Genomic DNA, 13,112 nt, shown 5'->3' with positions numbered 1-13,112 from the left:
TTTCTCCCCCTGCCTATTGTTTTTCCTGAAGTGTTGTTAAGATGTTATTGATCTTTTCGTACGTTTCAATAAACTGCTTGATCTCCTGCTCCTCAAACTGAGTAATGATGGATTCTACCAAGTTGTAGATTCGCTCTTCTGTTTTTTTGTAAAGCTCGAGTCCCGTTTCCGTTAATGTGAGATAAACGACGCGGCGATCATTTTGATCTCTCGTTCTCTCGATCAAATCTTGATCCCACAATTTTGTGATCACAGCTGTAATGGCACTTTTTTTTACATCAAAAACTTTAGCTAGCTCGGTTGACGTGCAGTTCTCAGTCTTGTAAATGTACTTCAATGTATAAAATTGATCATTAGAAAGTTCACTCTGCAGCTGTTCTTTTACGAGCGACTCCCCTTTTTTATGAACGGCAAATGTGAGATCGATATAACGATCAACAAGTTCTTTAATGGATAGTTGTGACATGGTAACCTCCTGGTGGTTCATTTTTTTAACTATTCAATCATTGAACTATCTATTTCCAAACTTAGATTACATGGTGGACAAGCAGCTTGTCAATCACTCTGCTGTAACTTTTACAGAGATCTATTTAAAAGTAACAAAAAAGACATATCTCTTTAGATATGCCTTCTTTATCTTTCTTATGAAGTTTGCTTGTTTTCTTGTAGTGAATAAAGATAAAAAATATAATCGATCGATGCTCCTTTATAGCCGAGCTGATTGACGATTGCCGATAGATGACCGCGATGATACGTGCCGTGATTAACGATGTGCTGATTAAGATCTGCATAGGTTGAATGTAGTGTTCCGAAATGTGGATGATGAACGGTAATATCAGCGGATAAATCTCCTATTCCTTTGATGAAATTCTCGTAGTCTTCAGATATGGATTGAAATTTTTTCTGCATATTTTCTAAATCCGCCGTTTTTATTTCTTCGTGTAGCTGTTTTACGGAGTTAAAAATATCTTCGAATGTTCTCCCTTTTAGTACCTGTAGCCATACATAGTCAACTTGATACATATGTACGAGAACATCGGCAATCGTAGGAAAAACACTTTCTACCTCTTTTCTATACATTTCGGTTGGAAGTTCTTTAAGTTTCTCAAATACCTTCTCATTAGCCCAAGAGTTGAATTGTTGAAGCTGTAGCGATTTACCCATCTTTAATACCTCCAAGTTTGTTATTCCAGGTACTAATTTCGATATTGAGATGGAAGACTCCTTTAAAAATGCAAACGAATGTTCTTTTTCCTCAGAAAGGAATTCGTGCGGCTTTTGGAAGTGACTGTTTGCTTTCTGCGGGGCAGGATGTATGCCACATTGTATACCCTCCGAGGCATTTGATGGGTTCAATCCAGAAGTTTTACGGTTTTATCCTGAAGTTTTGCGGTTTTATCCTGAAGTTTTGCGGTTTTATCCACGAGTTTTGCTGCTCAATCCAAAAGTTATCTGCGAGTCTACAAACTTCGACAAGCTCTGAAACTCAAATACCCAAAAAAAGCGCACTCCCCTAAGGAGTACGCTGATCATCACATACCTTATTTTACGATCTCTGATAACAACTCAAAAGAACGCAATCTTGCAGCATGATCGTAGATCTGACCATTTACAATAATTTCATCTGCCTGTGTTTCGTCCAAGAACGCTTGCAGCTTAGCTTTAACCGTTTCAGGACTACCGATAAAGGATGTGCGTAATTGTTGGTCGAGTGCCGCTTTTTCATACGGACTCCAGATCCCATCCATGCTCTCAACAGGGGGCTTCAGCTTCGTTGGATTTCCACGCACTAAGTTGACGAACTGCTGCTGAAGAGAAGTAGCGATTCGTGCTGCTTCCTCGTCTGTATCTGCGATTACTACGTTTGCTCCAACCATCGCATACGGTTTCTCAAGTACTTCTGATGGTGTGAACGTATTACGGTATAACTCTAGAGCAGGAATCGTGTTGTCTGGGGAGAAATGACTCGCAAATGCAAACGGCAGTCCTTCTCTACCCGCCAATCGTGCACTAAATCCACTTGAACCTAAAAGCCAGATCGGAATATCTTGTCCTTCTCCAGGAACCGCTCTAACTTTCATCGGCGATTCTGCTCGTTCTGGATCGAGATACGTTCGCAGTTCATCTAACTGATATGGAAAATCATCACCCATGTTGTCTAGATCACGGCGAAGGGCTTGTGCGGTTACCTGATCAGTTCCCGGAGCTCGGCCTAGTCCGAGGTCGATTCTTCCGGGATAAAGTGCATCAAGTGTGCCGAATTGTTCAGCAATCACGAGTGGGGCGTGGTTAGGAAGCATGATCCCGCCAGAACCGACACGAATTTTTGAAGTACCACCCGCCACATGTCCGATCACGACCGAAGTAGCAGAGCTCGCGATTCCAGGCATGTTATGATGTTCAGCTAGCCAATAACGGTTGTATCCCCATTTCTCAGCATGCTGAGCGAGATCTAACGTATTTTGAAACGATTCCGTTACCGTTCCACCTTCAACGACCGGTGCAAGGTCAAGAACTGACCATTTCACATCACTTAAACTTCTTTTATTGGACATCGTAACGTCCTCCTTATTTAAAGCAACAAAAAATTAGCTACTATATTTTAATAATTCGCTACTAGTATAACAAGTTTGCTTTCTTAAATAAAAAATACTGCTTATCCTTTATGTGGATAGCACGTGCTTAGCGAGCAACTCATATGACTTTTTGCGGTCTTCATAAGAGTGAGTAATCGTCACAATCATTATTTCATCTGTATGATAGATTTCTTGAAGTCTCTGTAGTTCTTTCTTTACCTCTTGTGGTGTGCCTATCATTATTTTTCTTTTTGCCTCAAGTATTAATTGTTTCTGTTCTTCTATAGAGAAAGAGCTCTGAGCTTCTTCTAGTGTTGGAACGCCACTTCCCTCGCCAGCAACATTCTGTTTTCTCCATAGAATTCCTGGTAATGCGAGTTCCTCAGCACGTTCCGTTGTTTCTGCGCAGATCACAGATACCGCAACAATGGTTTTTGCTGTTTTCAATAGTGATTTTGGCTGAAACGACTTTTGGTAGGATGCTACAATTTCGTGCCCTGGCTTATCACTCATAAAATGACCGAACGCATAAGCTGTTCCAAGTTCTGCAGCTAAATCGGCACTTTTTTGGCTTGTTCCAAGAATCCATGGAACGGGCGATATCTCAGGGACTGGCGCGGCCTGAATCTTAGAGAACATATCGTCGTTTGGAAAATCGTTATGCAGAAAATGCAGCAGTTGTTTAGTGTAGTCCGGAACTTTTCGAACATTCTCCAGATAATTGTCCGAAAGAGCGATCGACGCTTCTGCTGAACCCCCAGGTGCACGGCCGATACCTAGATCGATTCTATCTGGAAAAAGGGTAGCAAGCATGTTATAGGTTTCCGCAACTCTGTAAGGTTTATAATGCGGTAAAAGCACAGCTCCTGCGCCGAGTCGTATCTTTTCTGTGTTTGCCCCTATGTAGCTCAACATCACTTCTGGCGCTGAACAAGATAAGCCGCTAAAGTTATGATGTTCCGCTATCCAATAACGAATATATCCGAGCTTTTCTCCCTCTTTTGCCAGATCCATTGAAGCTTGAAGAGCATCTTGCGCACTTTTACCAGAGGAGATTGGTGATTGATCGAGTATGCTTAATTTCATCAGGTGCATCCTCCCTTGTATTCTTGTATTTTACTCCAATCTGACTCTCTTTACTTTTTTTGAGGATTATCAAATAAAAAAAGAACCCCACTTGAGGTTCGATAAAGCTAGACTTTTATTTCAGCATCCGCCTTTACAAACTGATCAGCAGATAATGTACTTGCTCGGTAATGCGTAAAGAGTTCCGCTTCTGTCAAATTTAACGTGCGGCAAATCGACTGAATTTCCAGCCATGAACCTCTCTCCAAACCTTGTACGATTTTTAATGCAAGGTTATAGGAATCCCTATTCCCTAAAAGAGCTTCAGCCAGCTCGTTCGTTATCGGAAGGTCTGCGATCACATCTTTCATGTTCTTACTTAGCAGAGTGTCGATAAGAGAAAACATACCAAACATGTAGAGATGGTTCTTAGATACACCTACAGATTTTGCGATGCGTTCAAAAAAGAAGGCCCGAGTAAGACTCATCTTTACAATTTCTAATCCATTATCGACTCTGTTCAAACTCGACATCATCAAAATCATAACGAGCTTTTTGATCTCATATAGACCGACTAGAACGACTGCCTGTTTAATCGTTGTAATCTTACTTTTAAAAAAGTAGGTACCAGAATTCATCACTTTCAAAAGCTTATAAGAAAGCGAGAGGTCACGTTGGATCAAGCTGCTGATCTCATCAATGTCTGGATCGGAACCATTCAACTTTTCTAATAACAAAAGATAGTTCGTTGGAATAGGAGCGATATCCTTTCCTTGTAATATAACGGGTCTGCTAAAGAAGTAGCCTTGAAAATACTCAAATCCTAGCTCTTTGGCTTCTTCAAACTGTTCCCGTGTTTCGATCTTTTCAGCTAGAAATGTAATCTGCTCGCGGTACGTTTCAATCATAATCTTCATCTCTTCGACGTCCATGATTAAATAATCTACTTTAATAATATCGATATAAGGCAGAACTCTATCTAAGTTGCGGTTTACTGAAACATCATCCAGCGCAATAATATATCCTTTATTCTTCAACTCTTTACAGACTTCAAGTACTTCGTCCGTTAGACGAACATCTTCTAAGATCTCAACAACGATATATTGAGGAGAAATATAAGTAGGAATTCGATTTAACAACAGATTTTCCGTAAAGTTTATAAAACATTTCTTGCGTTCTCCAACTTCTTTGATCCCGATTCCAGCAAAGCTGTTCACCATCACATCTATCGTAGCACTGTCATGATCCAAGCCATCATATCTATTGTTCTCACTGTTTCTATATAAAAGTTCATAAGCCACAACGTTCTCATCTTTATCTAAGATCGGTTGTCTGCCGATAAAAATATCCATTTCAATCCCCATTCACAATCAATAATCTTTTTTCCTTTATATAGACATCAAACCATAAATTGTAAACAAGTACAATACGTGTCTTGCTGTTAAATGCTTCCAAATGCTGTGTTTTATATTCTATGTATACTTTTGTCGAACCTGCAAGTTCATGTTTCATCTTGATGACCAGTGGGAACACAAACTACGTATTAATCTTCTACAAAAAGGAGGAAATCGATGGATACTCATGGTAAAGTAGTTGGTGTTTTCCGTTCAGAAGATGATGCAATCGATGCAATTAAAGAGCTGAGAGAAGAAGGTTATAGTGACAACGAAATTTCAGTGATCGCAAAAGACAAAAAAGAAGTAAAACATATTCATGAAGAAACCGGCTCAAAAGCTCCTGAAGGGGCTGCCACAGGAATGGCTACAGGTGGCATTCTTGGTGGACTTGGCGGGCTATTACTAGGTGCAGGTGCACTGGCTATTCCAGGGATCGGCCCGATTGTAGCGGCAGGACCCATTGCTGCGGCACTCGGTGGAGCAGCGGTAGGCGCTGGCGCCGGAGGAATTGTTGGAGCTCTTGTAGGATTAGGAATTCCTGAAAATGAAGCGAAAGAATACGAACAATCTGTTGAAGCTGGGGACATTCTCGTTCTCGTTGATACGAATGAAGTAAGTCGACATAGACAGGTTAATGATACATTCCGTACGTACCGTTCAACAAATGCACATCGTTATGAAGATTCATATTCCAACAAATATTAAAAGGAGGATGATTCAATATGAAAAACGATACAATGGAAGGCAAATGGAAACAGTTGAAAGGTGAAGCTAAGAAACAATGGGGCAACCTGACAGATGATGATTACGATCAAGCACAAGGTGACCGTGAAAAAATGATCGGAAAGATTCAAGAAAGGCACGGAAGAAAAAGAGAAGAAGCAGAACGTGAATACGACGATTGGTATAGCAGAATGGAACAATATTAAAAAATAGTGAAACCCCACTTGTTTGAACCAAGTGGGGTTTCTTTTTCATTACATGATAACAAAAAAGATAACAGCTACAAGCACAAGACGATAGATCGCAAATGGAGTTAGCTTAACTTTTTCGATAATGTTTAAGAAGAAGCGGATCGATAACATAGCGAATACAAACGCACTGATAAATCCAACAATAAAGAACGGCATAGCATCCATACTAAAATACTCTAAGTTCTTTAATAGGGAAATACCACTCGCACCTGCCATGATCGGAACGGCCATGATAAATGTAAAATCAGCTGCAGCACGGTGACTAAGCCCTAGAAGGACACCACCTGAAATCGTAGCACCAGAGCGTGAAAATCCTGGCCACAGGGACAAACACTGAATCAATCCAATAGAGAAAGCTTGTTTGTACGTAATCTTATCTACTGTGTCAATAACAGGATTTTGATTTTTAGCAGCAAATCGATCAGCAAAAATCATGAGAAACGCACCAATCGCGAGTCCAATGAGTACAGTGTTCGTCGTGAAAAGGTACTCATCAATATAATCTTCAAACAACAAGCCAAGAACACCTGCAGGTAAGAGACCCACGATGACTTGCGTTAATTTTAAACGGCTCCCCGTAATTTCATTTGTTGCTTTGTTTCTGCTAAGTCCAAGCATATCGATGAATCGTTGTCTGAAAACAACGACTACCGCTAAAATCGAACCAAGCTGAATCACAACTTTAAATGTATTCGCTGGGTATTTACCTAAAAAGTCTTGTGATTTTAACCACATGTCATCCACAAGAATCATATGTCCCGTAGATGAAACAGGAGCGAACTCCGTCAAACCTTCAACTAACCCTAGAATAAGGGCTTTTAACAACAATAGGATGTCCATAAAAATAACTGATCTCCTTTAACAACTTATACTCTCATCTCTATATAATAGACGTTTTTTGATGATTAGCAAAGAATGATGTAAAACTTTTTATAACACTGTAACATATTGCGATAAAGTGAGAAACCCCGTCGGAATAAAATCCAACGAGGTTTTTTTGAGTAGTGTTTAGTAATCCAAAAGCGAATGAAGTTTTTCTTTATCCATAACCTTTACTAGCTCTACTAAAAGCTTTGTGCTATTTTCTAAGTCGCTTTTACTGATCATGGATGTATGACTGTGGATGTAGCGAGCCGCCACTCCCACTACAAGACTTGGGATACCCTTTTTGAAGAGATGGAACTTACCTGCATCAGTTCCCCCGCCGAGCATCACATCTACTTGGTAAGGTATGTTATGTTTCTCTGCAACCTCGATAATTAAATCACGAAAACCGGTGTGCGGAATCATCGACGAATCGAGAAACGTAATGAGGGGTCCTTTTCCGAGCTTCGCCTTGTTCGGGTTCCCACCAGGACCATCTTCTGCAACGCCCACATCAAGAGCAATCGCGACATCTGGCTCCATAATGGCTGGTGCAGTGATTGCTCCTCTAAGCCCTACTTCCTCTTGAACGGTTGCACCACAATAGACCGTGTTTGGATGCTTGACGTTTTTAAGTTGTTCTAAAACCTGAAGCGCTGTATAACAGCCTGCTCGATTATCGAGTGCTTTAGCAAGAATGGTGTCACCGTCAGGCATCAGTTCAAAGGGGCATATCGGAAGGATCGGATCTCCTACTCTAATTCCCCACTCCTTCACCTGGTCTTTATCCTTCGCACCAATATCAATAAACATCTCTTTCATCGGATAAACCCGGTTTCGTTCGTCTGCCGTTAAGATATGAGGTGCCTTTGATCCAACGACACCGGTGAACGTCTTACTTTTCGTCTGAACATGGACACGTTGCGCGAGAAGGACTTGTGACCACCAGCCTCCTAATGGAACGAAGCGTAAATACCCTTGTTCTGTAATCTCACTGACCATAAATCCGACTTCGTCCATGTGGCCTGCAAGAAGTATTTTAGGACCGTCATTCGTAGATCCGTTTTTTTCTCCAAACACACTACCGATATGGTCGTTCATTAATGTGGCACCTGTTTTGCTGATCTCACGTTTCATGATCTCTCGGATCGCTTTTTCAAAACCAGGAGCACCATTCGTTTCGGTTAGCTCTTTTAATAAGTCCATCATTTTTCACCTTCCTATTTTATAGGATGGGGAAAAGATAAATTTTTATTACCAAAACTTTTTTTATTCTAAATAGGAACATTTGTTCGATTTTATGTTAAGATAAAAGGAAAAAGGTGACATTTATGAAAGAATGGGAAGCTGCTTACCTAGCTGGGGTAATTGACGGAGAAGGTAGTATCATGCTGACAAGAATGCACAAGAAGGAATTTCGACGGCCTTGTATATCAATTGCATCTACTGACTTAGAACTGTTGCAATATGTTCAATCACTCACTGGAGGAATAGTAATCGGTAAAAAGAATTATCAACCAAATATTCATAAAAAATCATTTACATTAACGATTAAAAAGAAAAATACTATTTTTTCTATCTTAAATCAAATTGTTCCTTTTTTAAGAATAGATAAAAAAAGAAATAGAGCTCTATTCATTCTTGGAGAATATAATCGCGTTACCTCTCGAAATGGTAAATATACAACTGATCAATTGAATCAGAAATTATTATTTGAGAAGAATTTTTTTGAATTAAAATAAAAAAGACCAGCATAAACTGCTGATCTGTTATCCACCTATGTATGGTGGAGACGGTGGGACATGTTATTCCATGCTTTCGTCATGGCACTGACTATATCTTGAACCTGAAGAATCAGGTCCTTCGGCGTATTATACGAAATATAATTTTACTTGATTCCAAGCAAATTTCGTATCCTAGTACTACCAGAATGGCAGCCTATAAGTCGATACACGGCTGTTGAATTGCTCCACATACCGCTCGGCATTGCCTTGCAACGATAAACGTTGGTTAGGTTTCACCGATAAAGCCGAATTATCACTTATGTGTTACCACATAAGGCGACTAATTATTAATCGAACCCACGTCCAAAGATATTGGCACTTAAGCTTCTACGAGTGTAGTCGGTTTATTCGCATTTCGCGGATCCGTCTGCCAGCCGACAGGCGCCTGGACCGCTAGCCTGATTATTCTCTTCCATCGTCCTCAGGCGGAGGACAACCGGCGTAGCCCACTAAGAGTGAGTCCCTTACCCTACCACATGGGCGATGGAGGGAGGAACAGCTAAAGTGCTATTACGCAGCTAAAGCTAAGTTGTTGTTTTGTTTGCCAGTTATTGGCTGTGGCGTTTTAACGAGGCCGACCCCCTCGACTCGCAACTTAAGCTCAAACTACCCCTGTCGAATCCGTAACGTCCCCATTATAAAATGGTAAGCAGAAACTTAATTCTGCCGAACCTCGGAAAGAGATAAAAGCTCAATCGCTTCTATTCACTTGTGTACTCAGTATAACATTTTTGCTTCATCGTCTCAATTGTAACATCCTGTAAAAGGAACCAATTAATCTTTTTGTCGATCTCGGAATGCACGTTCAATTTCTCGCTTCGCATCCTTCTTCTTCAGATCGTCACGCTTATCGTAATGCTTCTTCCCTTTTGCAAGTCCGATCAAAAGCTTCGCAAAACCATTCTTCAGATACATTTTCAAAGGAACAATCGAATATCCTTGTTCTTTAGTAGCACCTAACAGCTTATTGATCTCTTTGCGGTGTAAAAGCAACTTACGCGTACGAAGTGGATCATGGTTGTACCGATTTCCTTGCTCGTATGTGCTAATGTGCATGTTGTGTAGAAACAACTCGCCGTTTTGCACACGTGCGAAAGAATCTTTTAGATTAGCCCTGCCTGCGCGAATGGATTTAATCTCCGTGCCCTGAAGGACAATTCCTGCTTCAAATGTTTCTTCGACGTGGTAATCGTGCCGCGCTTTCTTATTCTGTGCGACTACTTTCCCTTCTCCTTTTGGCATGTAAAACTCAATCCTCCCCACAGCAAGTGAAGTTTAATTATAGCAATATGGTCAAATAACGTCAAGGTTCACCACTATAGATGAACCTTGACTGAACATGCTTATTATTTCTTCTTTTTCTTGCCTTTTTTCTTAGCTACTGGTTTATAGAAAGGCTTTTTCTTCCCCTTCTTTGAATCTTGAGGGCCGCTTGAACGCTCAGATTCACTCGTGCGGTTCTTGCTTCTTCTTCCTCTTCCGCGTTTTGGTGTATCCCCAATATCGATCACTTTCTGGCGATCTTTAAAGCGTTTACGAGGTGTTCCTTTCATTCCGACGATTTCAAAATCAATCGCGCGTTCATCTACATTTACGTTCGCAACTCGGATAGAAATCTCATCACCGATTCGGAACACGTTACCTGTTCGCTCACCGATCATCGCCATAAACTTCTCATCAAATCGGTAGTAGTCGTCTGTTAAGTAGCTAACATGTACGAGTCCTTCAATCGTGTTCGGAAGTTCAACGAACAATCCAAAGTTCGTCACAGAGCTGATCACGCCATCAAACTCTTCCCCGATCTTATCAAGCATGAACTGTGATTTTTTCAGCTCATCTGTTTCGCGTTCCGCATCAACGGCACGGCGTTCCATCGCGGATGAATGTTTAGCGATCCCTGGAAGTTCCGCTTTCCAATGACTGACTGTTTTTGGTCCTGTGTCTTTTTTAAACAGGTACGTACGGATGAGGCGGTGTACGATCAAGTCTGGGTAACGACGAATCGGTGACGTGAAATGTGTATAGAACTCTGTCGCTAATCCGTAGTGACCCAGTGACATATGATCATATTTCGCTTGCTTCATGGAACGAAGCATGATCTTTGAGATCACCATTTCTTCCGGTTCGCCTTTTACGGTTTCTAGTAACTGTTGAAGGCTTCGCGGGTGAATATCGCTCGCGGTGCCTTTTAACGCATAACCAAACATACCGATGAACTCTAAGAAACGCTCTAATTTGCCTTCATCAGGATCTTCATGGATTCGGTACATGAACGGAAGCTCGAGCTCGTGAAAATGCTGAGCTACAGTTTCATTCGCACAAAGCATGAATTCTTCGATCAGTTTTTCTGCGACTGATCTCTCGCGAAGAACAACATCTTGTGGATCGCTGTTTTCGTCTACGAGTACTTTTGCTTCAGAGAAATCGAAGTCAATCGCACCGCGTGCAAAACGTTTTTTACGAAGAACTTCAGCAAGCTCTCCCATCAGCTTAAAGAAAGGGATAAGAGATTCGTATTTCTTGTTAACTGCTTCGTCTTCATCCTGCAAAATTTTACGAACATCTGTATACGTCATTCGTTCTGTTGTTTTGATCACACTCGGGAAGATTTCATGTTTAATGACTTCTCCATCGTGGTTGATCTCCATCTCACACGAGATCGTTAAGCGATCAACTTTCGGGTTCAATGAACAGATACCATTCGATAGACGATGTGGGATCATCGGGATAACACGATCGACTAAGTACACACTCGTACCTCGTTCTTGCGCTTCTTTATCGATCGGAGAATCTTCGGTTACATAGTGCGTAACATCTGCGATATGTACGCCAAGCTTATAATGACCGTTAGGCAGCTTGATCACATGAACCGCATCATCCAAGTCTTTCGCGTCTGCTCCATCAATCGTTACAATCGTTTCGTTCCGAAGATCGCGACGTCCTTCAATATCTTTTGGATCGATCTCATCTGGTGTGTTATGAGCTTGCTCGAGTGCTTCAACTGGAAACTCTCTTGGCAGTCCATGTTTGAAGATAACAGAGATGATATCTACCCCTGGATCGTTCTTATGTCCGATGATGTGGATGATCTCTCCTTCGGCACTGTTTTTGCCTTCAGGATATTTTGTGATCTTCACAAGCACCTTATGTCCTTCTACAGCTCCGTTAACGCCGTCTGCCGGGATAAAGATGTCATTTGGGATCCGTTTATCATCAGCCACAACAAAACCGAATTTACGGCTCTCTTGGAACGTTCCGACAACCTCTGTAACCCCTCGCTCTAAAATACGAATGATCGTACCTTCAGGACGTGATCCTGAAGAGGTTTGGTTGAGGCGTACGAGCACCGTGTCTCCACTCATCGCACCATTCATATCAGATTGTGAGATGTACACATCTTTTTGTTCAGAGTCCTCAGGGATTAGAAACGCAAAGCCTTTCGCGTGACCTTGAACGCGGCCTTTAATCAGACTCATTTTTTCAGGCAATCCATATCGGTTCGTACGTGTTCGAACGACAGAACCTTCATCTTCTAGTTCGTTAAGTGTTAAAACCAGTTTCTTGAAAGCTTCAGCGTCAGGAAGTTGAAGAGCTTCTTCAATCTCTGTTACTGTCATCGGTTTTTCCGATTCTTTCATGATCTGGAGTATTTGCAGTTTATCCAAAAACTGACCTCCTTTTTAAGGAAAAAAGGTTCTATTCTGACCAATCAAGGTCTTCTAAGAAAGCATAAACATCTTCATGCAGCTGTTCTTTTTCCTTGTCTAATGTAATAACGTGTGATGAGTTTTCATACCACTTTAAATCTTTCGTTTCACTTTCTACTTCATCATAGATAATATTTGCAGAATCCGTGTTTATCATTTCATCATTTCTAGCCTGCACAACAAAGGTAGGTGCATATACGAGATCTACCGAATTTCTTACACTTTGAATAAGGTCTTGTAGAGCTTTTAACGTGTTCATTGGTGTTTTTTTGAATTCTTCCATCTCTGCTTGAATCTGTTCTGCTGATTTCTGTTCACGCTTTTTATATTCTTCAGCGTACGCACAAACCCCTTTATACATCACTTCTTCACTCTTGATGGACATCGGTGCGCACATCGGAATAACGGCTTTTACAGGGTGGTCCGTAGCAAGTTTTAAAGAGAATACTCCACCTAACGAAAGACCGCAAACAGCAATCTCGTCGTAGCCTTTTTCTTTTAGATGATTGTAGCCGCCAATCACATCTTCCCACCAGTCTTTGGGCCCTGTGTGTACTAATTCTTCAGGAGGAACGGCATGTCCTTTATACTGAGGAGCGTGACATGTATAGCCCTTCTTCTGCAGAAATCTCCCCATCATTCGTACATCGGCTGAACTGCCTGTGAACCCATGTAACATTAAGACTGCCCGCTTTCCACCTTCAAAGAAAAACGGTTTTGGTGCTGCGATTTTCATGTTGTACCT

The 13,112-nt window shown here is 41.3% G+C and carries 14 protein-coding genes and 1 other RNA gene; 3 read left to right on the top strand and 12 right to left on the bottom strand.

The window, feature by feature from the left end; translation table 11 throughout:
* Nucleotides 1–13: 13 nt before the first annotated feature.
* The 6 genes from IHV09_RS10750 to IHV09_RS10725 form a co-directional block, all read right to left on the bottom strand.
* Nucleotides 14–466, bottom strand: a complete 453-nt coding sequence (locus IHV09_RS10750; protein ID WP_153237487.1) for a MarR family winged helix-turn-helix transcriptional regulator — start codon at nt 464–466, stop codon at nt 14–16.
* A 176-nt stretch (nt 467–642) separates the two neighbouring features.
* On the bottom strand, nt 643–1,164 hold the full coding sequence (locus IHV09_RS10745; protein WP_197264480.1) for a DinB family protein: 522 nt from the start codon (nt 1,162–1,164) through the stop codon (nt 643–645).
* A gap of 188 nt (nt 1,165–1,352) precedes the next feature.
* The gene (locus tag IHV09_RS22820; protein WP_197264544.1) at nt 1,353–1,424 is read right to left on the bottom strand and encodes a hypothetical protein; all 72 of its coding nucleotides are present in this window, start codon (nt 1,422–1,424) and stop codon (nt 1,353–1,355) included.
* A gap of 117 nt (nt 1,425–1,541) precedes the next feature.
* Nucleotides 1,542–2,555 (bottom strand): LLM class flavin-dependent oxidoreductase, encoded by a 1,014-nt coding sequence (locus IHV09_RS10735; protein WP_197264479.1) that lies wholly within the window; start codon nt 2,553–2,555, stop codon nt 1,542–1,544.
* Between the two features lie 108 nt (nt 2,556–2,663).
* The gene (locus IHV09_RS10730; RefSeq protein ID WP_197264478.1) at nt 2,664–3,662 is read right to left on the bottom strand and encodes an LLM class flavin-dependent oxidoreductase; all 999 of its coding nucleotides are present in this window, start codon (nt 3,660–3,662) and stop codon (nt 2,664–2,666) included.
* Nucleotides 3,663–3,769: 107 nt separating this feature from the next.
* Nucleotides 3,770–4,993 (bottom strand): EAL and HDOD domain-containing protein, encoded by a 1,224-nt coding sequence (locus tag IHV09_RS10725; RefSeq protein WP_197264477.1) that lies wholly within the window; start codon nt 4,991–4,993, stop codon nt 3,770–3,772.
* A 219-nt stretch (nt 4,994–5,212) separates the two neighbouring features.
* Here IHV09_RS10725 and IHV09_RS10720 point away from each other — a divergent pair, with 219 nt between their 5' ends.
* Both IHV09_RS10720 and IHV09_RS10715 read left to right on the top strand, forming a co-directional pair.
* Nucleotides 5,213–5,743, top strand: coding sequence for a general stress protein (locus tag IHV09_RS10720; protein WP_197264476.1), 531 nt, complete (start codon nt 5,213–5,215; stop codon nt 5,741–5,743).
* A 17-nt stretch (nt 5,744–5,760) separates the two neighbouring features.
* On the top strand, nt 5,761–5,967 hold the full coding sequence (locus IHV09_RS10715; RefSeq protein ID WP_066397538.1) for a CsbD family protein: 207 nt from the start codon (nt 5,761–5,763) through the stop codon (nt 5,965–5,967).
* A gap of 48 nt (nt 5,968–6,015) precedes the next feature.
* Here the strand turns inward: IHV09_RS10715 and IHV09_RS10710 are convergent, their stop codons facing one another.
* Together IHV09_RS10710 and IHV09_RS10705 are read right to left on the bottom strand one after the other, a co-directional pair.
* Nucleotides 6,016–6,852: an undecaprenyl-diphosphate phosphatase gene (locus IHV09_RS10710; RefSeq protein WP_144698131.1), complete on the bottom strand. Its 837-nt coding sequence runs from the start codon at nt 6,850–6,852 to the stop codon at nt 6,016–6,018.
* Nucleotides 6,853–7,020: 168 nt separating this feature from the next.
* The gene (locus IHV09_RS10705) at nt 7,021–8,082 is read right to left on the bottom strand and encodes a M42 family metallopeptidase (RefSeq protein ID WP_197264543.1); all 1,062 of its coding nucleotides are present in this window, start codon (nt 8,080–8,082) and stop codon (nt 7,021–7,023) included.
* A gap of 125 nt (nt 8,083–8,207) precedes the next feature.
* On the opposite strand from IHV09_RS10705, the gene IHV09_RS10700 reads away from it, so the two are divergent.
* Nucleotides 8,208–8,618 carry an LAGLIDADG family homing endonuclease gene (locus IHV09_RS10700; RefSeq protein ID WP_197189744.1) on the top strand — a complete coding sequence of 137 codons (411 nt, stop codon included), beginning with the start codon at nt 8,208–8,210 and terminating at the stop codon, nt 8,616–8,618.
* A gap of 330 nt (nt 8,619–8,948) precedes the next feature.
* On the opposite strand, the gene ssrA is transcribed toward IHV09_RS10700, so the two are convergent.
* The 4 genes from ssrA to IHV09_RS10680 form a co-directional block, all read right to left on the bottom strand.
* Nucleotides 8,949–9,286: a transfer-messenger RNA gene (ssrA, locus tag IHV09_RS10695) on the bottom strand.
* Between the two features lie 148 nt (nt 9,287–9,434).
* Complete coding sequence (smpB, locus tag IHV09_RS10690; protein ID WP_197129384.1) at nt 9,435–9,902, bottom strand: SsrA-binding protein SmpB; 468 nt, start codon at nt 9,900–9,902, stop codon at nt 9,435–9,437.
* A 104-nt stretch (nt 9,903–10,006) separates the two neighbouring features.
* Nucleotides 10,007–12,298, bottom strand: a complete 2,292-nt coding sequence (gene rnr / locus IHV09_RS10685; protein WP_197264542.1) for a ribonuclease R — start codon at nt 12,296–12,298, stop codon at nt 10,007–10,009.
* A 58-nt stretch (nt 12,299–12,356) separates the two neighbouring features.
* Nucleotides 12,357–13,103 (bottom strand): alpha/beta hydrolase, encoded by a 747-nt coding sequence (locus tag IHV09_RS10680; RefSeq protein ID WP_197264475.1) that lies wholly within the window; start codon nt 13,101–13,103, stop codon nt 12,357–12,359.
* Between the last annotated feature and the right edge of the window lie 9 nt (nt 13,104–13,112).

Origin of the sequence: Fictibacillus sp. 23RED33, from assembly GCF_015903925.1 — a bacterium.
GTDB classification, from domain to species: domain Bacteria; phylum Bacillota; class Bacilli; order Bacillales; family Fictibacillaceae; genus Fictibacillus; species Fictibacillus phosphorivorans.
Note: the sequence above shows the minus strand (reverse complement) of the source record. Positions and strands in the feature narration are given on the sequence as shown.